Below are 22673 nucleotides of genomic sequence, written 5' to 3'. Positions count from 1 at the left end.
CTCGCGCCGGCGGGGCGGGCTGGGGTCGCGGGCCCGCGCCCGCCGCCCCCCCCCCCCCCCCCCGCGGTGCGGGCCGTCTCCGTCGACCGCGTCGTAGTAGTCGCCGCCGCGGAAGCGCGGATCGGCCCGCACCGCCTCCGTCTGCACGAAGTTCAGGGCGATCTGGTCCGCGCTGGCGGCGGCGGGCGCGGCGAGCACCGCGAGGCGCGCGACCCGCTCCGGCGCGCCGACCGCCCATTCGAGCGCGTGCATGCCGCCCATGGACCCGCCGATCACGGCCGCGAAGCGATCGATCCGCATCACGTCGGCGAACGCGAGCTGGGCGGCGACCTGGTCGCGGATCGTGAGGTACGGGAACCGGCCGCCCCACTCCGTCTGATCGGGCCCGAGGGAGGCGGGCCCGGTGGTGCCCGCGCAGCCGCCGAGCACGTTCGGCGCGACGACGAACCAGCGGTCGGTGTCGAGCGCGAGGCCGGGACCGACGATCCCCTCCCACCAGCCGTCGGTGGGCTGGCCGGGGCCCGCCGGTCCCGCGAGGTGCGGGTCACCGGTCAGCGCGTGCAGCACGAGCACCGCGTTGTCGCGTTCGGGAGCCAGCCGTCCCCACGTCTCGTACGCGATGCGCACGCCCGGGATCGGGACGCCCGCCTCCGTGGTGACCGTCCCGATCCCCGCGAAGGACCGGTCCGCGACCGGGTCGCCCTCCCGCCACGCGCCGCTCGCGGGCGGTTTGCCCACGAGCGCGCGCGCGTCGGCGTCCGTCACGGGCTGTGCCGCGACGGCGTCCTCCGAGGTCTGCCAGTCCATGCCGCGTCCGACGCGCGCGTCAGACGGAGGCGCGAAGGGAGCGGGCCGCGCGCAGCCCGGCCTCCAGGTCCGCCTTCAGGTCGTCGACGTGCTCGAGACCCACCGAGAGGCGCACGAGGCCGGGCGTGACCCCGGTCGTCAGCTGCTGCTCGGGCGTGAGCTGCGAGTGGGTCGTGGACGCCGGGTGGATGACGAGGGACCGCACGTCGCCGATGTTCGCGAGGTGGCTGAACAGGTCGAGGCTCTCGACGAACTTCCGCCCCGCGTCGACGCCGCCCTTCAGCTCGAAGGACACGACGGCGCCGACGCCCTTCGGCGCGTACTTGTTCGCGGCCGCGTACCAGGGGCTCCCGGGCAGCCCCGCGTAGTTCACGTTCGCCACGTCCTCGTGGGCGTCGAGCCACTCCGCGATCGCCTGCGCGTTCGCGACGTGGCGCTCGATCCGCAGCGAGAGCGTCTCGATGCCCTGGATCAGGCTGAACGCCGTGTCGGGGGAGACCGCCGCGCCGATGTCGCGGAGCAGCTGCACCCGCGCCTTGATGATGTACGCGAGCCCGTCGCCGACCGCGGTCGTGTACGAGGCCCCGTGGTACGACGGGTCCGGCTCGGTCAGGCCGGGGAACTTGTCGACGTGCTGCGACCACGCGAAGCGGCCTCCGTCGACGATCGCGCCGGCGACGACCGTGCCGTGACCGCCGAGGAACTTCGTCGCGGAGTGGACGACGATGTCCGCGCCGTGCTCGAGCGGCTTGATGAGGTACGGCGTCGCGATCGTGTTGTCGACGATGAGCGGCAGGTCGTTCGCGTGGGCGACCTCCGCGACCGCCTCGATGTCGAGGACGTTGATCTTCGGGTTGCCGATCGTCTCGGCGAAGAAGAGCTTGGTGTTCGGCCGGACCGCGGCCGCCCAGGCCTCCGGGTCGTCCTGGTCGGTGACGAAGGTGGTCTCGATGCCGAGCTTCGCGAGCGTGTACTTGAAGAGGTTGTAGGTGCCGCCGTAGATCGAGCTCGACGAGACGATGTGGTCGCCCGCCTGCGCGATGTTCAGCACCGCGAAGGTCTCCGCGGCCTGGCCGGAGGCGAGCAGCAGCGCCGCCGTCCCGCCCTCGAGCGTCGCGATGCGCTCCTCGACCACCGCCTGGGTGGGGTTCTGGATGCGGTTGTAGATGTTGCCGAACTCCGCGAGGGCGAACAGGTTCTTCGCGTGGTCGGCGGAGTCGAAGACGTACGAGGTCGTCTTGTAGATGGGGGTGGCCCGGGCGTTGGTGACGGGGTCGGGGGCGGCCCCGGCGTGGATCTGCTCGGTCTCGAAGTGCCAGGTGTGCTCAGCCATGGTCGTGACCGTATGGGGCGCGCGGACCCGGCTCAACAGCGGATGCAATGCGACGTAACGCTTCAATGGGGGCATGAAGCGAGCGGTGGTCACGGGAGCGAGCACGGGGATCGGGTGGGCGACGGTCGCCATGCTGCGGTCGCACGGCTGGGAGGTGGTGGCCGTCGCGCGTCGGGAGGACCGGCTGGCGGCCCTGCAGGAGGAGACCGGCTGCGGGGTCTTCGCCGCCGACCTCACGGACGCGGCGCAGGTGGCGGCGCTCGCCGAGCACGTCCGCGCGGGCGGCCCGCTGCACGTGCTCGTGAACAACGCCGGCGGCGCCCGGGGCCTCGACTCCGTCGAGGCGGGCGACGTCGAGGACTGGCGCTGGATGTTCGAGGCGAACGTGATCGCCACGAAGCAGGTCACCGCCGCGCTCCTGCCGTCCTTGCGCGACGGCGCCGAGGACGCCGGCAGCGGCGACATCGTGACGGTGACCTCGATCGCCGCGAGGATCCCGTACGTCGGCGGCGCGGGCTACAACGCGGCCAAGGCCGCCGAGCAGGCCGTGGTCGCCGTCCTCCGGCTCGAGCTCGCGGGCGAGCCGCTCCGCGTGATCGAGGTCGCACCCGGCCTCGTCGCGACGGAGGAGTTCTCCCTCAACCGCTTCGGGGGCGACCGGGCGCGCGCGGACGCCGTCTACGCGGACGTGGCGGACCCGCTGACCGCGCAGGACGTCGCGGAGGCGATCGTCCACGCGGTCGAGCTGCCGCCGCACGTCAACCTCGACCTGATCACGGTGAAGCCGGTCGCGCAGGGCACCGGGTCGCAGACGGTGAAGGGCGAGCTCCGCGTCAAGCGCTGAGGGCGTCACCGCGCGATCAGCGCGGCGAACGCGGGATCGACGAGGTGGACGCCGTCGTCGGACGCGAGCAGCTGCGCCCGGATCGGCGCGTCCGTCGCGGCCAGGCCCGCGATCCAGTCGGCCTCCTGCATCCGCACGTCGGCGCTGCCCGGGCGTTCCCACACGAGCACGACCGCGGCGCCGCCCGGCACCGTGCGGACGAGTTCGCCGAGGCGCGCGCCGAGCGTGGCGACGTGGTCGGGGTCGGGGTCGGCCGGCAGCCCGTCGATGGGCAGCACGACCGGGCTGAGGCGCTGGTCGTCGTCGAGCACGAGGAGCCAGGTCTGCCGTCGGACGGCGCGCCCGATGAGCTCGGTCGCCATGTCGACGAGGTCGGTGTCGGTGGTCAGGGGGAGCAGTGGTTCGAACATGGCCGGGAGCCTGCACCGCCGCGGGGCGTCGCGCACCGGATCGGCCTGTGGAGGGAGCGAAGTCGCCCCCAGTGCGGGGGAGTCCGCGGCGTTTCGTCCCGGGGCGCGGGTGCTGGCGACCAGCCTCCTGGCACCGACATCGAGGGAGGCCACCATGTGGTTCGAGGTCCCCGCGGGCAGTGCGCTCGTCTTCACCGGTACCGACGGCGAGCTGCTCGCCGAACCCGTGACGCGGCCGATGCTGCGTGTCGTCGAGGTCGAGCCCGAGGCCTGATCAGATCCGGCCGAGGCGCACGCCGAGGGCGATCCGGCAGGCGACGAGCACGGCCAGGGCGACCGCCCACGGCACCTGCCCCAGCACCGCGAGCGCGAGCGCCGCGAGCGCGAACAGGGCCGTCTGCGCGATCAGCCGCCGCCCGGGCGCGAGCCGGCGGGCGGCGCGCGGCGCCATCGCGACGGCCCAGAAGACGATCACGAGCGCGGGCAGCAGGACGGCGAGCACGATCCGCACCGCGAGCGGCGCGGGCACGAGCAGCCCCACCGCGACCGCCGCCGCGAGCAGGGCGAGCTCGAGCAGGAAGGCGAGCGACGCGTTCAGACCGAGCAGGAACCGCACCGCGACATCCTGCCGGACGCCGCCCGCCTCGCGGACCCGGGTCAGCGCGGCCAGCTCCATTCGGCGACGGCCGGGTCGTCCTCGCCGTGCTCCCGCGTGTAGGTGCGGGCGGCGAGCCGCGCGTCCGCGAGCCGCTGCCGCAGGACGGCCTGCGATGAGCCGAGCCCCGGCACCCGGTCGATCACGTCCATCGCCAGGGTGAAGCGGTCCAGCTTGTTCATCATCACCATGTCGAAGGGCGTCGTGGTCGTGCCCTCCTCGATGTAGCCGTGGACGTGGAACTGGCCGTGGTTCGCCCGCTTGTAGGTGAGCCGGTGCACGAGCGCCGGGTAGCCGTGGAAGGCGAAGACGACCGGCTTGTCGGCGGTGAACACTGCGTCGAACTCCGTGTCGTCGAGACCGTGCGGATGCTCGTCGGGCGACTGCAGCCGCATCAGGTCCACCACGTTGACCATCCGCACCCGCAGGTCGGGGAGGTGCTGCCGGAGGAGGTCCGCCGCGGCGAGCGCCTCCATCGTCGGGATCTCCCCTGCGGCCGCGAGCACGACGTCCGGCTCCCCGTCGGTGGTCGACGCCCAGTCCCAGATCCCGACGCCGCGGGTGCAGTGGGCGACGGCCTCGTCGATCGTGAGGTAGTCGAGTGCCGGCTGCTTGCCCGCCACGATCACGTTGATGTACTGCCTGCTGCGCAGCACGTGGTCGGCCACCGACAGCAGGCAGTTCGCGTCCGGCGGCAGGTACACGCGCGCCAGCTCGGCCTTCTTGTTCACGACGTGGTCGATGAAGCCCGGGTCCTGATGGCTCGAGCCGTTGTGGTCCTGTCGCCAGACGTGGCTCGTGATCAGGTAGTTCAGGCTCGCGAGGTCGCGCCGCCAGGGGATCCGGTTGATGTCGTGCAGCCACTTCGCGTGCTGGTTCACCATCGAGTCGACGATGTGGGCGAACGCCTCGTACGAGGTGAGGAGCCCGTGCCGCCCGGTCAGCAGGTAGCCCTCGAGCCAGCCCGGCAGGAGGTGCTCCGACAGCACCTCCATGACCCGGCCGTCGGGGGCGAGGTGGTCGTCGGTGTCGACGACGGGCTCCTGCCATGCGCGGTCGGTCGCGCCGAACACCGCCTGCAGCCGGTTGGAGGCGGTCTCGTCCGGCCCGAAGATGCGGAAGGTGGTCGGGTTCAGGTGGATCACGTCGCGAAGCCACTCGCCGAGCACCGTCGTCGCCGACGTCTGCCCGGAGCCGGGGGAGTCGACCCGGACGGCGTAATCGCGGAAGTCGGGCAGCTCGAGCGGGCGCAGCAGCTCGCCGCCGTTCGTGACCGGGTTCGCGCCCATCCTCGCGTCGCCCTCCGGGGCGAGCTCGGCGAGCTCGGGCAGCAGCCGGCCGTCGGCGTCGAAGAGCTCCTCGATGCGGTAGCCGCGCATCCACGCCTCGAGCTGCGCGAGGTGCTCCGGGTTCGTCCGCACCTGGTCGAGTGGCACCTGGTGGGCCCTGGCGGTGCCCTCCACCTGGCGTCCGTCCACGACCTTCGGCCCCGTCCAGCCCTTGGGGGAGCGGAGGACGATCATCGGCCAGCGCGGCGGCTCCCTCGTCGCGTCGGGGTCCGCCGCCCCGGAGCGCGCCGTCTCCTGGATCCCGGCGATCGTGTCGAGCACCCGGTCGAGCGCCTCGGCGAAGGCGCGGTGCATGAGCGCCGGGTCGTCGCCCGCCACCTCGACCGGCTCCCAGCCCCAGCCTCGGATCAGCGAACGGAGCTGCTCCTCGGGCAGGCGGGCCAGCACCGTCGGGTTCGCGATCTTGTAGCCGTTCAGGTGGAGGATCGGCAGCACGGCGCCGTCGCGGGCCGGATCGAGGAACGCGGGTGCGTGCCAGCTCGTCGCGAGGGGGCCGGTCTCCGCCTCCCCGTCGCCGATCGTGCAGAAGGCGATGAGGTCGGGGTCGTCGAACACCGCGCCCGTCGCGTGCATGAGCGAGTACCCGAGCTCGCCGCCCTCGTTGATCGACCCCGGCGTCTCCGGCGCGGCGTGGCTCGGGATGCCGCCGGGGAAGGAGAACTGGCGGAACAGCCGCCTGAGACCCTCCGCGCCTGCACCGATGTGCGGGTAGCGCTCGCTGTAGGTGCCTTCGAGATAGGTGTTCGCCACCACGGCCGGACCGCCGTGACCGGGACCCGCGAGGAAGATCGCGTCCAGGTCGCGCTCCTTGATCACCCGGTTGCAGTGCGCGTAGACGAAGTTGAGCCCCGGCGTCGTGCCCCAGTGGCCGAGCAGCCGCGGCTTGATGTGCTCGGGCGCGAGCGGCTCCTGGAGCAGGGGGTTGGCCAGGAGGTAGATCTGCCCCACGGACAGGTAGTTCGCCGCCCGCCAGTACCGGTCGATCAGCGCCAGCAGGTCGTCGGAGACGGGGCGCGGGCCGGTGTCGGTGCTGGTCATCGGCCCACGATCGCCGACGACGCTGGACGACCGCCCGGGAGATCGCGAGCGGCGCGTGAACGGAGGATGACCGGTTCCTCCTGCCGGCCGGAAAAGGCGTGCATCAGACCATTCCGATAGCCCTATCATGGTTTCGCGCGCGTCGCGCACGAGTACGTATTGGAGGGCGCGTGCCGAAGGAATCGACACCGCTGATCACCCAGATCTCGGACCGGCTGATCACGGCCATCGCCACCGGCGAGTTCCTCCCGGGGTCGCGGCTCCCCGCCGAGCGCGACCTCGCAGGGCTGCTGCACGTCGGCCGCACCAGCGTGCGGGCGGCGCTCGCGGTGCTCCACGAGCACGGGCTGATCGAGACCCAGCGTGGCCGCGGCGGGGGATCGTTCGTCAAGGTGCAGTGGACCCCGGACTCGCACGCGGCCGTCGTGCGGACGTTGCGCAGCCGGTGGAGCGACATCCAGGACCGGCTCGAGGCCATGCGCCGGCTCCACGGCGCGATCGCCAGGGCCGCGGCCGAGCGCCGCGACGACGGCGACATCGCGATCCTCCGCGAGCGGCTCGACGCGTACCGGCGCGCCGCGAGCGGCCGGGAGAAGCAGCTGGCCGACGCCTCGCTGCATCTCGCGATCTCGGACGCGGCGAAGAACGGCACACTGAAGACCATGCTGCTCGCACTGGAACGGGACATCTCCATCGGCGCACCCCTGCACATCTGGGGCGAGCCGGACGGCATCCCCGCTGCGGAGGACCGCGCGCTGGGGGAGCACGTCCTCCTGGTCGACGCGATCGCGGCCGGTCGGCCGGACGCCGCCGACGAGATCGCGCGGGAGCACGCCCGCATCGACCTCGAGCTGCTGGAGATCGCGCGGCAGCGCGCCGAGCGGGCCGCCACGGCGTCCGAGCACGGCGAGTGACGCTCCGCGAGGTCCTGCCCTGGAGCGAGGTCGGCACCGCGACGCGGGAGCTCGCGCAGCGGATCGCCGACGACGGCTTCCGGCCGGAGGTCGTGATCGCGATCGCGCGCGGCGGGCTGCTGGTCGGCGGTGCGCTCGCCTACGCGCTCGGGGTGAAGCGGTGCGGGTCGATCAACGTCGAGCTCTACACGGGCGTCGACGAGACGCTGCCCGAGCCGCTGCTGCTGCCCCCGCACCTCGACGGCACCTCGCTCGCGGGGAAGCGGGTGCTGCTCGCCGACGACGTCTCCCAGTCGGGGCTCACGCTGCGGCTCGCGGTCGAGATCCTCACGAGGATGGGCGCGGAGGTCCGCAGCGCCTGCTTCTACACGAAGCCGCAGACGGTGTTCGCCCCGGACTGGTCGTGGAAGGACACCGACCGCTGGATCGTGTTCCCGTGGTCGGCCGAGCCGCCCGTGACGGCGTCCGCGACGCGATGAGCGAGGGGAAGCCGCTCGCGGACCTCGCGGCGGAGGGGCTCATCGACGCGGGCTGGGCCGAGGCGCTCGCCCCGGTCGAGCCCACCGTCCACGCCATGGGCGACTTCCTGCGCGACGAGGTCGCCGCGGGTCGCGGCTACCTCCCTGCCGGACGGAACGTGCTCCGCGCCTTCCGCACGCCGCTGCCCGCGGTGCGGGTGCTCATCGTCGGGCAGGACCCGTACCCGACGCCCGGGCACCCCATCGGGCTCAGCTTCGCGGTCGAGCGGCACGTGCGCCCGATCCCGCGGAGCCTGACGAACATCTTCAAGGAGCTGCAGAGCGACCTCGGGGTGCCGCCCGTGCCGCACGGTGACCTCACGGCGTGGACCGAGCGGGGGGTGATGCTCCTGAACCGGGTGCTCACCGTGCGCCCGGGGACGCCCGCGTCCCATCGCGGGAAGGGGTGGGAGGCCGTCACCGAGCACGCGATCCGCACCCTCGCCGCCAGGGGCGGCCCGCTGGTCGCGATCCTGTGGGGGAGGGACGCGCGGAACCTCGCTCCGCTGCTCGGGGACGTGCCGAGGATCGAGTCGGCGCACCCGAGCCCGCTCTCCGCGTCGAACGGGTTCTTCGGCTCCCGGCCGTTCAGCCGGGCGAACGCGCTCCTGATCGAGCAGGGTGCCGAGCCGGTCGACTGGACGCTCGATCCCGACTGATCCGGCTACTCTCGCGCCGTGCTGGAAGAGGAGTACGAGCCGCGCAGGCTGGCGAAGCCGTTCCACCTCCGGCGCATCGACCCGCCGGAGCCGGAGTTCGCGTTCCGGATCCGGCCGGCCGTCGCCGACGACCTCCCCGACGTCCGGCAGATCTACAACCACTACGTGACGAACACCATGGTGACCCTCGACACGGAGACCAGGACGCTCCGCACCTGGCGCGCGAAGTTCGCGTACCTCGCGAAGCTCGGCCTGCCCTTCCTCGTCGCCGTGTCGCCGAGCGGCCAGGTCCTGGGGTACGCGCTCGCGGAGCCGTGGATCCAGAAGCGGTCGTACCGGTTCACCGCGGAGGAGTCGATCTACCTCCGCCCCGCCTCGACCGGCAAGGGCCTCGGGACCGCCCTCCTCGGCGCGCTGATCGAGGCGGGCAGGCAGGCCGGTCTCAAGCAGCTGCTCGCCGTGATCGCGGACAGCGGTGCCGAGTCCTCGATCGCCCTGCACCGCTCGCTCGGGTTCAAGGAGACCGGCCGGATGGGCCGGGTCGCGTTCAAGTTCGACCGGTGGATCGGCACGGTCATGATGCAGCGGACGATCAAGTAGCGATGGCGTTCGCACTCCATCAGCTCTCCGCGCAGGAGCAGTGGGACTGGATCCGCCGGGGCGACACGACGTCGCTCGAGCTCACCCGGCACTACCTGGAGCGGATCGACCGCCTCGATCCCGCGCTCGGCGCCTACGCGCGGGTCGACCGCGCGCCCGCGCTCGAGCGCGCCGCGGCGGTGGACGCGGCCGGGCAGGGGCCTGCGCCGCTCTCGGGCGTCCCCCTCGCCGAGAAGGAGCTGGTCCGGCGCGCCGGCACGCACTGGGGCGCCTCCCGGCTCGTCTCGGGGGCAATCGTCGCCGAGTCCGACGAGCTCGCCGCCGCGACGGACGCCACGGGCGCGGTGGTCCTCGGGGCGACCACCGCACCGGAGTTCGGTCTGACCGGCTTCACGGAGCCCGCGGGCAGGCCGGCGGCCAGGAACCCGTGGGACGTGTCGACCGGGGCGGGCGGATCGAGCGGCGGCGCGGCGGCGGCGGTGGCGGCGGGGCTCGCACCGGTCGCCATCGGCTCGGACGGCGGCGGCTCGATCCGGATCCCCGCCGCCTGGTGCGGGCTGGTGGGGCTGAAGCCGTCCAGGGGCCGCGTCCCGGCCCATGGCGGGCAGGGCGGCCTGGCGGGTCTCGTCACCGCAGGCCCCATCGCCCGGACGGTCGCCGACGCCGCGATGGTGCTCGATGCGCTCGTGCGCCCGGAGGGGCGGGTGCGCTCGGCCGGGTACGCCACCGTGCCGGGCGGCGACGCGGAGCCGTTCCTCGGCGACGCGGTCCGGGGCGAGGGCCGGTTCTCCATCGGGGTGCTCGACGGCTCCGTGTGGGACGACGCCGTCGACATCCGCGTCAACCCCGAGCTGCTCGCCGCGGTCGCTCGAGCGGTCGGGGCGCTCGAGGACCTCGGACACGGCCTGGACGCCGTGCGGCTACCGGGCGAGGACTACCCGGACTTCTTCCGGGTGCTCTGGCAGGCGGGCGCGGCCACGATCCCGGCCCGCACACCGGAGCAGCTCGCCCTGCTCGAGCCGTACACGCGCGAGATCGTGGAGCGCGGGCGGGCCCTGCCCGCCGAACGCGTCGTCGCCGCCGTGCAGGCCGCCGCCGCGTTCGAGCGCCGCGCGATCGCCGCCTTCGCGCCGTTCGACGCCGTCCTCACGCCGACGGTCGCGATGACGCCGCGCCCGATCGGCTGGCACCACGCGGGCGGGGAGGGCGCCGATGCGGTGTTCGACCGGCAGGTGCAGGCCGCCCCGTTCACCTCGTTCGTGAACGTCTCCGGGCTGCCCGCCGTCACGCTCCCCGTCGGCGCCACCGACGACGGCCGGCCCGCCGGGGTGCAGCTCATCGGGCGCCCGGGCGGCGAACGCGCGCTGCTCGCGATCGGCCGCCAGCTCGAGCGGCGCTTCGGCTGGCCCCGGCGCCACCCCGCGGTGTTCCTGGACTGATCAGACCAGCACCGCGAGGGTGGCGAGCCCGACGGTGAGGGGTGCGGCGAGCAGCCCGAGGAGCGCGAAGCGGCCCCAGGAGACGTGCACGTCCGCCGCGGTGAGGCGCCCGTGCCAGAGCAGGGTCGCGAGCGACGCCCAGGGCGTGATGAGCGGCCCGGCGTTGACCGCGACCAGGAGCGCGAGGAGGCGGTGCTCGTTCCCGGCGACGGGTTCGAGGGCGAGATACGCCGGGAGGTTGTCGGCGAGGTTCGCCGTGACGGTCCCGACCCCGGCGAGGCGCAGCAGGTCCAGCGGCCCGCTGCCGGTGCCGGCCGCAGCGGTCAGGAGGTCGGTCAGCCCGAGCCGGCCGAGCGCCGTGACGGCGAGGAACAGCCCGCAGACGAAGAGCACCAGCGGCAGCGGCAGCAGGTGGAAGGACAGCGCTCCGGGCCGGCGGAGCGCCGCGGTGACCGCGAGCACGACCGCGGCGACCGTCGCGGGCACCCAGACGGGCACGTGCAGCACCGGGTCGCCGACCGCGAGCGCGGGCACGAGCAGCGCGACGACGACCGCGGCGACGACGAACAGGGGCCGGTCGGCGACCGGTGCCGCGGGCGGCGGGGTGTAGCGGTGGGCGAGGGCGCGCCGGGAGAGCACGGCGAGGATCGCGACCGGCACGAGCACGGCGACCGCGGCGGGCAGCCAGGACCTCGCCACGTAGGCGGAGCCGAACGCGGGATCGGACTCGGCGAGCAGGTTGGTCAGGTTCGACACCGGCAGCAGCAGGGACCCGGTGTTCGCGAGCCAGACCGTGGTGAGCGCGAACGGGATCGGCGACAGCCCGACCCGCCTGGCGAGGGTCACGACGACCGGGGTGAGCAGCACCGCGGTCGTGTCGAGGGACAGGAACACGGTGGACGCGACCGCCACGAGCACGACGAGGACCCAGAGCACGCCGCCGTGGCCGCGGGCCAGACGGGCGGCGAGCGCCGCGAGCCGATCGAACAGGCCCGCCTCGGCGGCGATCGCCGCGACGACCGTGATCGCGACCACGAACCCCAGCACGGGGGCGATGCGCTCCCCGAGCGCGACGGCGTCCGCGGCCGGCAGGATCCCGGTCGCCACCGCGACCAGGCCCATGATGAGCAGGCCGCCGCCGAGGACGGCCAGCACCACGGGTCGAACCTAGCGGACGCGCGTCGTGCTCAGCTCCCAGAGGGTGGCGGCGGTGCGCGCGTCGTCCGCCTGCGGCGCGGTGCGGCCCGGTGCGGTCAGCCGGGAGAAGTAGTTGCCGGAGGGCGCGGGGACGCTCGCCGCGGCCGCGAGCCGGACGAGCGGCTGCGCGCCGTCCTCCGGCGAGAGCGCGAAGCGCTTCCCGAGCGCGATGAACGGGTTCGTGCCGCCGAACCCCGTCGCGACGAAGCCGGGGTGGAACGCCCAGGTGCCGATCCCCGAACCGGCCGTGCGGCGCGCGAGCTCGCGGGTGAACAGGATGTTCTCCAGCTTCGCCGTGCCGTACGCCCGCCAGCCCGCGAGCCACGGGCCGCGGAGCTCGTCGAGATCGTCGAGCCGCACGCGGCCGGAGGTGTTCGCGGCGCTCGCCGTCTGGATCACGCGGACCGTGCCCGGCGCGGCAGCCGCCGTCTCCCGGAGGCGATCGAGCAGCAGGGTCGTCAGCAGGAAGCCCGCGAGGTGGTTGCGCTGGAACGTGATGCCGTTCCCGTCGGGCGTGACGCCGCGCGGCGCCATCCCGCCCGCGTTGTTCGCGAGCACGTGGATCGCGGGGTAGGCGCCGGTGAGCGCCGCCGCGAGCTCGCGGACCGAGTCGAGCCGGTCGAAGTCGGCGAGGAAGGCGCGACCGCCGGTCTCGGCGGCGACCGCCTCCGTGCGCTCCCGGTTCCGGCCGACCACCGCGACCTCGGCCCCGAGCAGCGCGAGCTCGCGCGCCGCGGCTCGGCCGATCCCGGAGCTCGCCCCCGTGACGACGACGGTGCGGCCCTCCATCCGGCCGGGGGCCGGCAGCGTGACGCTCATGCCCGGCCGTCCGTCTCGAGCAGGCGCAGCCAGACCTCGCTGAGCGTCGGGTAGGACGGGACCGCGTGCCAGAGCCGCTGGATCGGGACCTCGCCGACGACCGCGATCGTGGCGGCGTGGAGCATCTCGCCGACGTCGTACCCGACGAAGGTCGCCCCGAGCGGCACGTCGCGCTCATCGTCGATGACGAGCTTCGCGCGCCCGACGTAGTGGTCGTCGTAGACGAATGCGCCGGAGACCGCGGCGAGGTCGTACTCCGCGACCCGGACGGTGTGCCCCGCCCGCTTCGCGGCCGCCTCGGTGAGGCCGACGGACGCCACCTCCGGGTCGGTGAACGTCACCTGCGGCACCGCGGCGTGATCCGCCGTCGCGGTGAACCTGGTCCATGGTCCGGTGTCGGGCGACCGCCCCTGCGCCCTGGCGGCGATCACGCGGCCCGCCGCGCGGGCCTGGTACTTGCCCTCGTGGGTCAGCAGGGCGCGGTGGTTCACGTCGCCGACGGCGTAGAGCCACGGCTCGTCCGCGTTCGTCGCCGCGTCCACGAGCATCGTGTCGTCGACGGGCAGCCACTCGCCGTCGGCCAGCCCGACGGCGTCGAGGCCGAGCCCGCGCGTGCGGGGCGTCCGACCGGTCGCCACGAGGATCTCGTCGGCCTCGAGCGTGGATCCGTCGTCGAGCGTCGCGGTCACGACGCCGCCCTCCCGGACGACCTTCGTGACCGACGCGCCCAGGCGGACGTCGGCCCCGTGCGAGCGCAGCGCCTCCACGACGAGCTCGCCCGCGAACGGCTCCATCCCGGCGAGCATCCCGCGGCGCACGACGATCGTGACCGCGGAGCCGAGCGAGGTGTAGGCCGTCGCCATCTCCGCACCGACCACGCCGCCCCCGAGGATGAGGAGCCGGCCGGGCACCGCGGTCGCGGAGGTCGCCTCGCGGGAGGTCCAGGGGCTCGCATCCGCGAGACCCTCGATGGTCGGGATCATCGCGGCGCTGCCGGTGCACACGGCGACGGCCGATCGGGCCTCGAGCTCGACCTCGGTGCCGTCCGGCTGCGTCACCGCGACCCGCTTCGGCCCGGTCAGGCGTGCGCGGCCGCGCACGAGGTCGATGCCGGCGGAGTCGAGCCAGGCGACCTGGCCGCCGTCGTCGTAGTCCGACACGGTGGCGTCCCGGCGCGCGAACACCGCCGAGGGGTCGATGCGCCCGGTGACCGCCTCCTTCGCGCCCGCGACGTGCCGGGCGCCGCGCAGGGCCGCGCCGGGCCTGAGCAGCGCCTTCGAGGGCATGCACGCCCAGTACGAGCACTCGCCCCCGACCAGCTCGGACTCGACGACGACCGCCGTCAGCCCCTCCTTGTGCGCGTAGTCGGCGACGTTCTCACCGACCGGCCCCGCACCGATCACGATCAGGTCGACCGTCCGGCCCATTCATGCCTCCACGTTGTCGCGATGCTGCGCACGGTATCCGCGCCCGGCTGACGTCCGCTGGGCGCGGGATCAGCGCGCCCGGCTCGATGCGGTGAGCGCTCCGATGAGCCGGAGGATCGTCCCCTGGTACCCCGCCACGTCGTCGGGGGAGGCAGGGGCGACCATCGTCACTCCGGCCCCGGTGATCGTGCGGCCCGCGGACGCGGCCGCGATCGCGGCCGTCACCGCCGCCACCCCGCACCCGAACGGCTGCGGGTCCGTCACCCCGTCGAACTCGCCGGGGTCGAGCACGTCGAGGTCGACGTGCAGGTAGAGCTCGTCCACGTCGAGCGCCTCGACCGCCGCTGCGAGCCCGGAGGCCACCGCGTCCGCGCCGACGACCGCGATCCCGGACGCGGCCACGAACGCGGCCTCCTGGTCGTCCATGCTCCTGGTGCCCGCGAGCACGACCCGGTGCGGATCCACGGGGGCCGCCGCGGTCAGCCCCTCCGCACCCTCCCCGAGCAGCGCCCGCAGCACCATCCCGCAGAACGCGCCGCTCGGACTCGACTCCGGGGTGTTGAGGTCCGGGTGGGCGTCGAACCAGACGAGGCCGAGCCGCGCGCCCCGCGCGGCGGCGGACGCGGCGGCGTGCTCGACCGCGGCGAGCTCGACCCCGCAGTCGCCGCCGATCACGACGGGCAGCTCGCCTGCCGGGAGGCCGTCGAGCGCGTCGCGCAGGCGCTCCCGGACCGCGGCGACCGAGGAGTAGCGGTGCACGCCGGTGCCCACCGCGTCGCCCGCGCCGAGCGGCACGTCGACGGTGAGTGTGGCGGCGGACGGGAGGTCGCCGCGGATCGCCTCCGCGCCGTCGATCAGGCGCATCGCGCGACTGGACGAGGACCCCTGCCACTGCGGCACGACGACGAACCTGGCCGGCATGGGCCGAGCCTAGTTGTCGGTCACCGCCGCGGTCGCGTGTCGCACTCGCGGCAGATCACGCGCGTCGAGTGCGGCGAGATCCCGGCGGGGGTCATCGCGTAGAACGGGACCTCGTACATGGAGACCCGGTTGCAGCGGTCGCAGGTGTCGCCCGTCCGCTTCGCGTCGCCGTTGGTGATGGTCGCCTTCGGCGCGGTCCGCGTCTCGCAGACGCAGAAGATCCGCTCCCCGACCTGACGGGGCCCGTCCATCGTGAGCACGAACAGGGCGACGCTGAACACGCCTTCCCGGCGGCAGCGGCAGCAGACCGCGTCGAGCGGCACGGGGCTGCCGGAGACGACGGCGGTGGAGGTGCGGGGCTCGGCCATGGCTTACGGTCACCCGCTGCGATTCGGTTGCTGACCGCACACCCTGCACGTTCGCCGTGGGCGAACAGGCCGCCCGATCCGGCGCCCGCTTCCCTCCGCGGGGACGGTCGTGATGCACTGACCGCATGGAGCACGCGGAGTCAGCCGACGGCACCCCCATCGCCTTCGAGCGCACGGGGACCGGCTTCCCGGTCGTCGTCCTGGGCGGCGCCTTCTCGACCAGGTCCGCGGGTGCGCCCCTCGCCGCCGCGCTCGCCGAGCACGGCCTGACGGGCGTCTCGGTCGACCGGCGCGCGCGGGGCGACTCCGGCGACACCGCGCCGTACAGCCCGCTGCGGGAGGTGGAGGACCTCGCGGCCGTGATCGCGGCGGTCGGCGGCCGGGCCGCGGTGCTCGGTCACTCGTCCGGCGCGGTCCTGGCCCTGCTCGCCGCGGGCCAGGGCGCGCCGATCTCGCACCTGTTCCTCTCCGAGCCGCCCCTGCACTTCGGCGTCGATCCCCTCGCGGACGACCTCCCGGACCGCCTCCAGGCCCTCGTCGACGACGGCAGGCCCGAGGACGCGGTGACCCTCTTCCAGCGGGAGGCCGTCGGGCTGCCCGCGCCCGTCGTCGAGCAGATCCGGAGCAGCCCGATGTTCGCCGGGCTGGTGCCGCTCGCGCAGTCCGTCGTCTACGACGCGCTGCTCACCGCGGCGGCGGACACCCCCACGACGGCGATGACCGGGGTGGGGATGCCGGTCGTCATCCTGCGCGGCGAACCCACCTTCCCCTTCCTCGTGACGGCCACGGAGCGCCTCGCGAGCGCGATGCCCGCAGCCGAGCTCGTCGTCGTCCCCGAGTCGCACGACCACGCCGTGGACCCGGAGGGGACCGCGCGCGAGGTCGCGGCCCGCGTGCCCCGATGAGCGCCGGCACGGGCGGGCTCGTCATCCCGCTCTGGGCCGATCTCACCGCCGTCGGGCTCGGCGGCGTACAGGGGGCCCTGTTCGCCTCCGGGTTCCGCGGCCAGCGGCGGCTCGACCTGCTGGGCGTGGTCGTGATCGGCATCCTGATCGGGATGGGCGGCGGGCTCATCCGCGACCTGCTGCTCGGCGTCGCGCCCGTCACCCTGCACAGCGACTGGTACCTGATCACCGCGGTCGCGTCGTCCCTCGCGGGGATGCTCCTCGCGCGGCCGCTGCAGCGGCTGAACGCCGTCATCGTCGGGCTCGACGCGGTCGTGATCGGCCTGTTCGGCGCGTTCGGCACGAGCAAGGCGCTCGTCCTCGGCCTGCCGCTCGTGCCTGCCGTCTTCGTCGGCGCGGTCGCGGCGGTGGGCGGCGGCGTGCTCCGCGACGTGATCATGGGGCTGCCGGTCGCGGTGATGCACGTCGGCTCGCTCTACGCCGTCGCGGCGGCGGGCGGCTCCGCCGTGCTCGCCGCGCTGCACGCCTTCGGTGTCGCGCTGCCGGTGGCGGCGGTCGTCGGGCTCGTCGTGACCAGCGTCGTCCGGCTCCTCGCGGTGGTGTTCGACCTCTCCCTGCCGGAGCAGCGGAACCTGCACCGCCGGCGCGTCGCCGTCGAGACGGGCGCCATCCCGGTCGTGCGGCGGTGAGCGCACCCCGCATGACGCGCCGTCTCGCGGTGCTGTTCGCGATCGTCGCGGGCTCGGCGGTCGGCAACCTCTACTGGGCGCAGCCGCTGCTCGACCTGATCGCGCGCCAGCTGCGCACGGATCCCGCGACGGCGGGGTGGCTCGTCACCACCACCCAGCTCGGGTACGCGCTCGGCGTGCTGCTGATCGTGCCGCTCGGCGACCTCGTGGACCGGCACCGGCTCGTCCCGATCGCGCTGGCCGGTGCGGCGGTCGCGCTCGGGGCGAGCGCCCTCGCGCCGACCTTCCCGGTCCTGGCCGTCACCCTCGCGCTCGTCGGCGTCACGACCGTGAGCGGGCAGATCCTGGTGCCGCTCGCGGGGGACCTCGCCGACGACGCCGACCGAGGCCGCATCGTCGGCACGGTCGTCTCCGGCATCCTGATCGGCATCCTGCTGTCCCGGACGGTGAGCGGGTTCGTCGCCGGGCTGCTCGGCTGGCGCGCGATCTACCTCGTCGCGGCGGTCGTCTCGCTGCTGCTCGCGGCGCTGCTCGCCCGGGCCCTCCCGGTGCTGCCGCCGCGGACCAGGCTCGCCTACCCGGCGCTGATCGGCTCGGTCCTCCGGATCGTCGCCCGGGAGCGGGTGGTGCGCTGGAACCTCGTCCTCGGGGGCGTGTCCTTCAGCGTGTTCACGATGTTCTGGACGGCGCTCACGTTCCTGCTCGCGGCGCCTCCCTTCTCGCTGCCGGTCGGCACGATCGGGCTGTTCGGGCTCGTGGGCCTCGCCGGGGCGATCGCCGCGCAGCGCGCTGGCCGGCTGCACGACCGCGGCCTCGGGCTCGTGACGATCGGCGTCGCCTGGGCCCTGGTCCTCGTCGCGTTCGTCATCGGCGGCCTCGGCGCGCACAGCGTGCCCCTGCTCGTGATCGCGATCCTCGTCCTCGACGTCGCGATCCAGGGGCACAACATCACGGTGCAGACGCGGATGTTCCAGGTCGACCCGGCCGCACGGAGCCGCCTCAACACGGCCTTCGTGGCGAACAACTTCCTGTGGGGCGCGGTCGGGTCCGGCCTCACCGCCGTGCTCTGGCACCTCGGCGGGTGGACCGCGGTGTGCATCGCGGGCGCGGTGCTGAGCGGCTTCGCGTGGACGGTCTGGGCCGTGGGCAGGAGGGGCGGCCTGCGCATCGCCGCGTCGCCCGGGAACGATCCGAGCCCGCGGGCGGTTGCACCCGGTGGGCGCACCGCGCCCCTGATCGACACCGACGTGAAGGAGTCCTGACATGAGCACCGAGACCGCGATCCTCGCCGGCGGCTGCTTCTGGGGTGCGCAGCAGCTGCTGCGCCGCCGCCCGGGGGTGCTCTCGACCCGCGTCGGCTACTCCGGCGACGAGTCGACGCCGAACGCGACCTACCGCCGCCACGGCGACCACGCGGAGAGCGTCGAGATCGTGTTCGACCCCGCGCTGATCTCCTACCGCGAGATCCTCGAGTTCTTCTTCCAGATCCACGACCCGTCCACGCGCGACCGCCAGGGCAACGACGTCGGTCGCAGCTACCGCTCGGCGATCTTCTTCACGAGCGACGAGCAGCGGAGGGTCGCGCTCGACACGATCGCGGACGTCGACGCCTCCGGGCTCTGGCCGGGGAAGGTGGTCACCGAGGTCGAGCCCGCCGGCGCGTTCTGGGAGGCGGAGGAGGAGCACCAGGACTACCTGGAGAAGCACCCGCACGGGTACACCTGCCACTTCGTGCGGCCGGGCTGGACGCTCCCGCGTCGGCAGGAGCAGCACGCCTGACCCGACGGGTCAGATGTCGACGTCGCTGCCCATCGTCACGGTGCGGTCGGACGGCAGCCGGAAGCGTGCCGCCGGGTCGGCCGCGTTGTGCGCGAGCCCGACGAAGAACGCCTTCCGCCACCGCACCATCCCCGTGGTCCGGGTGCGCCGGATGGCGCCGCGGGAGACGAAGAACGAGGCCGTGTCCATCGTCGCCGGGTCCACGTCGAGCGCGCCGGTGTGGCACGCCGCCCGCATGGCGGCCGGCACGTCGGGGGACTCGGAGAAGCCGAAGCGGATCGTGAGGTGCTCGACGCCGTCGTCCGCGTAGCCGAGCTCGTCGTACGAGAACCGCTTCTGGGGCGGCACCTGCGGCATGCCGAGGATCTCGATCGAGACGATCACCACCCGCTCGTGGAGCACGTGGTTGTGGTCGACGTTCGCGCGGAGCGCCAGCGGGACCGTCTCGCGGTTCGGGTGCGGGAAGATCGCGACGCCGGGCACGCGGGTGAGGCCGCTCGAGCGCACCTCCTCGACGAAGTCGGCGAGGGAGCCCTCCTTGTCCCGCCGGTCGTCGGAGACGAGCTGCCGGCCCCGCCGCCACGTCGTCATCACGAGGATGACGGCCGCCGCGATGAGGAGCGGCACCCAGCCGCCGTGCACGATCTTCGAGAGGTTCCCGGACAGGAACACCAGCTCGAGGCCCGCGAACGCGATCGCGGCGAGCGTGACCTGCCACGCCCGCCAGCGCCAGAGCAGCGGCGCGACGGTGAGCAGCAGCACGCTGTCGACGACGAGCGCGCCGGTGACGGAGACGCCGTACGCCGTCGCGAGGCGGTCGGAGGAGCCGAACGAGATCATGATCGCCAGCACGCCGACGAAGAGCAGGCCGTTCACCGCCGGCAGGTAGATCTGCCCGCTCTCGTGCTTCGAGGTCTGCCGGATGGTCAGCGGCGGCAGCAGCCCCAGCAGCACCGCCTGCCGCGACAGCGAGAAGGCGCCCGAGATCACCGCCTGGCTCGCGATGATCGTCGCGGCCGTCGCGAGCACCACGACCGGCAGCCGCAGCGCCTCCGGGAAGAGCAGCAGGAACGGGTCGGAGCGCGCGGACGGCTGCGACAGCACGAGCGAGGCCTGACCGAGGTAGTTGAGCGTCAGCGCGGGGAACACGACGAAGAACCAGGCGCGCCGGATGGGCGACCTGCCGAAGTGGCCCATGTCCGCGTAGAGCGCCTCCGCCCCGGTGATCACGAGCACCACCGCGCCCATCGCCACGAAGGCGATCGCGGGGTGCGCGGCGACGAACACGACCGCCCATGACGGGGAGAGCCCCTGCAGGACGGACGGGTCGTGCACCACCTGGCCGAGGCCCGCGACGGCGAGCACGGCGAACCACAGCAGCATCACGGGACCGAACAGGTTGCCCACCTTGCCGGTGCCGAAGCGCTGCAGGAAGAAGAGCGCGGCGAGGATGACCGCCGCGATCGGCACGGTGAGGTGCCCGATCGCGGGCGCCGCGACCTTCACCCCCTCGACCGCGGACAGCACGCTGATCGCCGGCGTGATGAGCGAGTCGCCGTAGAAGAGCGAGACGCCGACGATGCCGATCAGCAGGAAGACGCCGCTGCTGCGGACGCGGTGCCTGCGGATCCGCTGCGCGAGCGCGGCGAGCGCCATCACGCCGCCCTCACCGTCGTTGTCCGCGCGCATGAGGATCGTGACGTACTTGAGCGACACGATGACGGTGATGCTCCAGAACATCAGCGACACGACGCCGTAGACGTCGGCGGCGTTCGCGCGCACGATCCCGCCGTCGATCGTGAAGACGGTCCGCAGCGCGTAGAGCGGGCTGGTGCCGATGTCGCCGAACACGACCCCGAGCGCAGCGAGCCCCATCGCGACGATGCCGCCGCGGACCGCCCCGCCGTGGGCGGTCGCCCCGTCGGTCGGCAGCCCGGTCTCGGTCGACTGGGCGCCCTCCGGATCGGCGGGCTCGACGACGCCCTCGCCGGCCTCCGACTCGTCGGCCGCCGCGGGAGCGGGGTGCTCGGACTCCTTCGACCGACCCATCGCGCCGTTCCTCCTCGTACCCGTTCCGCCGCCGCGGCCCTCTCGGACCTTCCGGCGGCCCCCGCGAGGGTACGTCAGCGCGAGCCCGCGCCCGTCCAGGAACCCCGGGGCGCGGTTCAGCGCGGACGGACGGTGAGCGTCTGCGCGGAGCTGCCGAACGGACCGGCGGTGTCGTGGAGGGTGGTCAGGGTGAGCCCGGCGCCGGGCTGCACCCCCACAGTCTTCCCGGGTCAGTGCTCCTGCTTGAGCACGAAGTACGAGCCCCGGATCGTGCCGGCGAGCCGCGACCGCTGCCGGGCGAACCGGAACGCGCCCAGCTCCTCCGGCACGGGCATGCCGTCGGAGAGCTTGAACCCCACGGCGCGCTTGCCGTCGTCGGCGAGCGCGTACATCACGTTCACGGCGAGGCCGCTCTCATGGAAGACGTACGTCATCCGGATGCCGTCGACCTCGAAGTCGGTCGCCTCGAGCGGGGGGGGGGGAGGCGATGACCAGATCGCGCTCGCGCTGCAGGATGCCGCGCACCCGGTCGACCGCGGCCGCGCCGGCGGGCTCGTCGGCCCGCTCGACGGTGAACACGTGGTCGTACTTGTTCTTGAAGTAGCGCGCCTCGTTCGCCCGCAGGCCTGCGAGCGCCTCCGCGACGGGCGAGGACTCCAGCCCGGTGGTCGACACGGTCGTGAAGTCGACGGCGTATGGCATCCGGGTTTCCTCCTCCTGGTGCGGGTGCAGCGCGATCCTCGCAGCCGGGGCGAGCCCCCGCTTCTCCGATCCTGCTGGCCGGTCGCCGTCAGCCGGCCCGATCCGTCACCCGCCTGGTCGCCGCGAGCAGCTCCGAGAGCCGGTCGCGCGCCTCCTCCAGCACCGAGAGCGGGACGCCGAGCCGCTCGACGACCCGGCCCGGCACCTCCTCGGCGCGGGCCCGCAGGGCGCGACCGCGCTCCGTGAGGCCGATGCGGAGCTCGCGCTCGTTGTCCGGGTTGCGCTCCCTCGACACGTAGCCGATGGCCTCGAGCCGCTTGAGGAGCGGCGAGAGGGTCGGCGGCTCCAGGTAGAGGGTGTCCGCGATGTCGCGCGCCGTGCGCGGGCTCCGCTCCCACAGCGCGAGCAGCACGAGGTACTGCGGATGGGTCAGCCCGAGCGGCTCGAGGATCGGCCGGTAGACGCCGATCACGCTCCTGCTCGTCGCGGCGAGTGCGAAGCAGACCTGGCGGTCGAGCGCCAGCGGGTCCTCGGTGTCCGGCATCCGGGCAGTCTAGTCGTGCACGAACTGTTAGGATACGAAGCATGGGTCGGCGCACACTCCGCGAACGCCTCTTCGGCGGCGCGCGGGGACTCGACAAGAACCTCCTGCCGTTCATGGGACCCGCGCAGGTGGGCGCCGGACACCCGGAGGAGCCCTACCGGCTGCCCGACGACCCGCGGTGCCCCGTCTGCCACGGGCCGATGGCGCTGCACGAGCTCGCGCGCAGCGACGACCCCTCGCGTCCCACCCGCATGATCTGTCCTCCGCGGAGCACCTGGGCCTGACGCGTCGCGGGTAAGCGTTCGCCAAGGAGCGCCCGCGGATCCGCTCCGCGACCGCGGGCCGACGCCACACTCGTGCGCGTGGTGACGAAGGCGGACGCGCGGCGCGCGGCGCGGGCGAAGGCGGCGGCCGAGCGGGAGGCGGAGGTGCGGCGACGGCGCCGACGCCGCCGGATCCTCGTCGGCGCGTCCATCGCGGCCGTGCTGGTCGTCGCGGGCGGCGCGGTGACCGTGGTCGAGGTGAGCAGCGCGTCCTCCGCGGCCGCCGCCGCGAGGACCGCTGCGGCGGTCAGGACGGCGGACCGCACCGCGGCGACGTCGGCGGCGGACGGCAGGACCCACCCGCCCCCGTGGGCGCGGCCGACGGACGTGGAGTCCGCGGTGCGGGCCCCGGGGCGCACCATTCAAACCGCCGAGGGCACGGCC

The 22673-nt window shown here is 73.9% G+C and carries 24 protein-coding genes and 1 pseudogene; 12 read left to right on the top strand and 13 right to left on the bottom strand.

Annotated elements, in window-relative coordinates:
* On the bottom strand, positions 1 to 807 hold an 807-nt coding region (locus ACTHLI_RS15955; RefSeq protein ID WP_440185754.1), incomplete at its 3' end, for an alpha/beta fold hydrolase.
* Positions 808 to 826: 19 nt separating this feature from the next.
* Complete coding sequence (locus tag ACTHLI_RS15950; RefSeq protein ID WP_440185752.1) at positions 827 to 2140, bottom strand: bifunctional o-acetylhomoserine/o-acetylserine sulfhydrylase; 1314 nt, start codon at positions 2138 to 2140, stop codon at positions 827 to 829.
* A gap of 73 nt (positions 2141 to 2213) precedes the next feature.
* Here ACTHLI_RS15950 and ACTHLI_RS15945 point away from each other — a divergent pair, with 73 nt between their 5' ends.
* A complete protein-coding gene (locus ACTHLI_RS15945; RefSeq protein WP_440185750.1) occupies positions 2214 to 2984 on the top strand; it encodes an SDR family oxidoreductase in 771 nt (256 codons plus the stop codon).
* Between the two features lie 5 nt (positions 2985 to 2989).
* Here ACTHLI_RS15945 and ACTHLI_RS15940 read toward each other — a convergent pair whose 3' ends face one another.
* The 3 genes from ACTHLI_RS15940 to ACTHLI_RS15930 all read right to left on the bottom strand — a co-directional run bounded on the left by ACTHLI_RS15940 (position 2990) and on the right by ACTHLI_RS15930 (position 6436).
* A complete protein-coding gene (locus ACTHLI_RS15940) occupies positions 2990 to 3394 on the bottom strand; it encodes a hypothetical protein (RefSeq protein WP_440185748.1) in 405 nt (134 codons plus the stop codon).
* A 274-nt stretch (positions 3395 to 3668) separates the two neighbouring features.
* Positions 3669 to 4070 carry a DUF2568 domain-containing protein gene (locus tag ACTHLI_RS15935; protein ID WP_440185746.1) on the bottom strand — a complete coding sequence of 134 codons (402 nt, stop codon included), beginning with the start codon at positions 4068 to 4070 and terminating at the stop codon, positions 3669 to 3671.
* Positions 4052 to 6436: a phosphoketolase family protein gene (locus ACTHLI_RS15930; protein ID WP_440185744.1), complete on the bottom strand. Its 2385-nt coding sequence runs from the start codon at positions 6434 to 6436 to the stop codon at positions 4052 to 4054. Before ACTHLI_RS15930 ends, ACTHLI_RS15935 begins: the two co-directional genes overlap by 19 nt.
* 170 nt (positions 6437 to 6606) lie before the next feature.
* Between ACTHLI_RS15930 and ACTHLI_RS15925 the strand changes: the two genes are divergently transcribed.
* From ACTHLI_RS15925 to ACTHLI_RS15905, 5 genes are read left to right on the top strand one after another with little or no spacing between them, the layout of a single operon-like run.
* Complete coding sequence (locus tag ACTHLI_RS15925) at positions 6607 to 7350, top strand: FadR/GntR family transcriptional regulator (protein ID WP_440185742.1); 744 nt, start codon at positions 6607 to 6609, stop codon at positions 7348 to 7350.
* Positions 7347 to 7829 (top strand): phosphoribosyltransferase, encoded by a 483-nt coding sequence (locus tag ACTHLI_RS15920; RefSeq protein WP_440185740.1) that lies wholly within the window; start codon positions 7347 to 7349, stop codon positions 7827 to 7829. The genes ACTHLI_RS15925 and ACTHLI_RS15920 overlap by 4 nt, the downstream gene beginning before the upstream one ends.
* On the top strand, positions 7826 to 8527 hold the full coding sequence (locus ACTHLI_RS15915; RefSeq protein ID WP_440185756.1) for a uracil-DNA glycosylase: 702 nt from the start codon (positions 7826 to 7828) through the stop codon (positions 8525 to 8527). The genes ACTHLI_RS15920 and ACTHLI_RS15915 overlap by 4 nt, the downstream gene beginning before the upstream one ends.
* An 18-nt stretch (positions 8528 to 8545) precedes the next feature.
* Positions 8546 to 9127, top strand: a complete 582-nt coding sequence (locus ACTHLI_RS15910) for an N-acetyltransferase family protein (protein WP_440185738.1) — start codon at positions 8546 to 8548, stop codon at positions 9125 to 9127.
* A gap of 2 nt (positions 9128 to 9129) precedes the next feature.
* Positions 9130 to 10566, top strand: a complete 1437-nt coding sequence (locus tag ACTHLI_RS15905) for an amidase (RefSeq protein WP_440185736.1) — start codon at positions 9130 to 9132, stop codon at positions 10564 to 10566.
* Here ACTHLI_RS15905 and ACTHLI_RS15900 read toward each other — a convergent pair whose 3' ends face one another.
* The 5 genes from ACTHLI_RS15900 to ACTHLI_RS15880 form a co-directional block, all read right to left on the bottom strand.
* On the bottom strand, positions 10567 to 11724 hold the full coding sequence (locus ACTHLI_RS15900) for an SLC13 family permease (protein WP_440185734.1): 1158 nt from the start codon (positions 11722 to 11724) through the stop codon (positions 10567 to 10569). It abuts the gene before it with no gap.
* 9 nt (positions 11725 to 11733) lie between these two features.
* Positions 11734 to 12582, bottom strand: a complete 849-nt coding sequence (locus tag ACTHLI_RS15895; protein ID WP_440185732.1) for an SDR family NAD(P)-dependent oxidoreductase — start codon at positions 12580 to 12582, stop codon at positions 11734 to 11736.
* Positions 12579 to 14009 carry a dihydrolipoyl dehydrogenase family protein gene (locus ACTHLI_RS15890; RefSeq protein ID WP_440185730.1) on the bottom strand — a complete coding sequence of 477 codons (1431 nt, stop codon included), beginning with the start codon at positions 14007 to 14009 and terminating at the stop codon, positions 12579 to 12581. Before ACTHLI_RS15890 ends, ACTHLI_RS15895 begins: the two co-directional genes overlap by 4 nt.
* 69 nt (positions 14010 to 14078) lie before the next feature.
* Positions 14079 to 14930 (bottom strand): arginase family protein, encoded by an 852-nt coding sequence (locus ACTHLI_RS15885; RefSeq protein WP_440185728.1) that lies wholly within the window; start codon positions 14928 to 14930, stop codon positions 14079 to 14081.
* Positions 14931 to 14950: 20 nt separating this feature from the next.
* Positions 14951 to 15298 (bottom strand): hypothetical protein, encoded by a 348-nt coding sequence (locus ACTHLI_RS15880; protein ID WP_440185726.1) that lies wholly within the window; start codon positions 15296 to 15298, stop codon positions 14951 to 14953.
* Between the two features lie 125 nt (positions 15299 to 15423).
* Between ACTHLI_RS15880 and ACTHLI_RS15875 the strand changes: the two genes are divergently transcribed.
* From ACTHLI_RS15875 to msrA, 4 genes are read left to right on the top strand one after another with little or no spacing between them, the layout of a single operon-like run.
* On the top strand, positions 15424 to 16203 hold the full coding sequence (locus ACTHLI_RS15875) for an alpha/beta fold hydrolase (protein WP_440185724.1): 780 nt from the start codon (positions 15424 to 15426) through the stop codon (positions 16201 to 16203).
* The gene (locus ACTHLI_RS15870) at positions 16200 to 16892 is read left to right on the top strand and encodes a trimeric intracellular cation channel family protein (RefSeq protein ID WP_440185722.1); all 693 of its coding nucleotides are present in this window, start codon (positions 16200 to 16202) and stop codon (positions 16890 to 16892) included. The genes ACTHLI_RS15875 and ACTHLI_RS15870 overlap by 4 nt, the downstream gene beginning before the upstream one ends.
* Positions 16893 to 16903: 11 nt before the next feature.
* A complete protein-coding gene (locus tag ACTHLI_RS15865; protein ID WP_440185720.1) occupies positions 16904 to 18154 on the top strand; it encodes an MFS transporter in 1251 nt (416 codons plus the stop codon).
* A gap of 1 nt (position 18155) precedes the next feature.
* The gene (msrA, locus tag ACTHLI_RS15860; protein ID WP_440185718.1) at positions 18156 to 18671 is read left to right on the top strand and encodes a peptide-methionine (S)-S-oxide reductase MsrA; all 516 of its coding nucleotides are present in this window, start codon (positions 18156 to 18158) and stop codon (positions 18669 to 18671) included.
* A gap of 9 nt (positions 18672 to 18680) precedes the next feature.
* On the opposite strand, the gene ACTHLI_RS15855 is transcribed toward msrA, so the two are convergent.
* The 3 genes and pseudogenes from ACTHLI_RS15855 to ACTHLI_RS15845 all read right to left on the bottom strand — a co-directional run bounded on the left by ACTHLI_RS15855 (position 18681) and on the right by ACTHLI_RS15845 (position 21966).
* Positions 18681 to 20720 (bottom strand): potassium transporter Kup, encoded by a 2040-nt coding sequence (locus ACTHLI_RS15855; RefSeq protein ID WP_440185716.1) that lies wholly within the window; start codon positions 20718 to 20720, stop codon positions 18681 to 18683.
* Between the two features lie 230 nt (positions 20721 to 20950).
* Positions 20951 to 21422: pseudogene (locus tag ACTHLI_RS15850) on the bottom strand (phage tail protein).
* An 88-nt stretch (positions 21423 to 21510) separates the two neighbouring features.
* Positions 21511 to 21966, bottom strand: coding sequence for a MarR family winged helix-turn-helix transcriptional regulator (locus ACTHLI_RS15845; protein ID WP_440185714.1), 456 nt, complete (start codon positions 21964 to 21966; stop codon positions 21511 to 21513).
* A 41-nt stretch (positions 21967 to 22007) separates the two neighbouring features.
* On the opposite strand from ACTHLI_RS15845, the gene ACTHLI_RS15840 reads away from it, so the two are divergent.
* Both ACTHLI_RS15840 and ACTHLI_RS15835 read left to right on the top strand, forming a co-directional pair.
* Complete coding sequence (locus ACTHLI_RS15840; RefSeq protein WP_440185712.1) at positions 22008 to 22250, top strand: hypothetical protein; 243 nt, start codon at positions 22008 to 22010, stop codon at positions 22248 to 22250.
* Between the two features lie 78 nt (positions 22251 to 22328).
* On the top strand, positions 22329 to 22673 hold a 345-nt coding region (locus tag ACTHLI_RS15835; RefSeq protein ID WP_440185710.1), incomplete at its 3' end, for a hypothetical protein.

The sequence above is a fragment of the Amnibacterium sp. genome (assembly GCF_051956055.1).
GTDB lineage: Bacteria > Actinomycetota > Actinomycetes > Actinomycetales > Microbacteriaceae > Amnibacterium.
Note: the sequence above shows the minus strand (reverse complement) of the source record. Positions and strands in the feature narration are given on the sequence as shown.

Coding starts and splice junctions, on each gene's coding strand:
- ACTHLI_RS15855 (WP_440185716.1), bottom strand. CDS start 20,720: ATGGGTCGGTCGAAGGAGTCCGAGCACCCCGCTCCCGCGGCGGCCGAC.
- ACTHLI_RS15885 (WP_440185728.1), bottom strand. CDS start 14,930: ATGCCGGCCAGGTTCGTCGTCGTGCCGCAGTGGCAGGGGTCCTCGTCC.
- ACTHLI_RS15890 (WP_440185730.1), bottom strand. CDS start 14,009: ATGGGCCGGACGGTCGACCTGATCGTGATCGGTGCGGGGCCGGTCGGT.
- ACTHLI_RS15915 (WP_440185756.1), top strand. CDS start 7,826: ATGAGCGAGGGGAAGCCGCTCGCGGACCTCGCGGCGGAGGGGCTCATC.
- ACTHLI_RS15935 (WP_440185746.1), bottom strand. CDS start 4,070: ATGGAGCTGGCCGCGCTGACCCGGGTCCGCGAGGCGGGCGGCGTCCGG.
- ACTHLI_RS15905 (WP_440185736.1), top strand. CDS start 9,130: ATGGCGTTCGCACTCCATCAGCTCTCCGCGCAGGAGCAGTGGGACTGG.
- ACTHLI_RS15870 (WP_440185722.1), top strand. CDS start 16,200: ATGAGCGCCGGCACGGGCGGGCTCGTCATCCCGCTCTGGGCCGATCTC.
- ACTHLI_RS15950 (WP_440185752.1), bottom strand. CDS start 2,140: ATGGCTGAGCACACCTGGCACTTCGAGACCGAGCAGATCCACGCCGGG.
- ACTHLI_RS15940 (WP_440185748.1), bottom strand. CDS start 3,394: ATGTTCGAACCACTGCTCCCCCTGACCACCGACACCGACCTCGTCGAC.
- ACTHLI_RS15840 (WP_440185712.1), top strand. CDS start 22,008: ATGGGTCGGCGCACACTCCGCGAACGCCTCTTCGGCGGCGCGCGGGGA.
- ACTHLI_RS15880 (WP_440185726.1), bottom strand. CDS start 15,298: ATGGCCGAGCCCCGCACCTCCACCGCCGTCGTCTCCGGCAGCCCCGTG.
- ACTHLI_RS15865 (WP_440185720.1), top strand. CDS start 16,904: ATGACGCGCCGTCTCGCGGTGCTGTTCGCGATCGTCGCGGGCTCGGCG.
- msrA (WP_440185718.1), top strand. CDS start 18,156: ATGAGCACCGAGACCGCGATCCTCGCCGGCGGCTGCTTCTGGGGTGCG.
- ACTHLI_RS15930 (WP_440185744.1), bottom strand. CDS start 6,436: ATGACCAGCACCGACACCGGCCCGCGCCCCGTCTCCGACGACCTGCTG.
- ACTHLI_RS15945 (WP_440185750.1), top strand. CDS start 2,214: ATGAAGCGAGCGGTGGTCACGGGAGCGAGCACGGGGATCGGGTGGGCG.
- ACTHLI_RS15895 (WP_440185732.1), bottom strand. CDS start 12,582: ATGAGCGTCACGCTGCCGGCCCCCGGCCGGATGGAGGGCCGCACCGTC.
- ACTHLI_RS15845 (WP_440185714.1), bottom strand. CDS start 21,966: ATGCCGGACACCGAGGACCCGCTGGCGCTCGACCGCCAGGTCTGCTTC.
- ACTHLI_RS15875 (WP_440185724.1), top strand. CDS start 15,424: ATGGAGCACGCGGAGTCAGCCGACGGCACCCCCATCGCCTTCGAGCGC.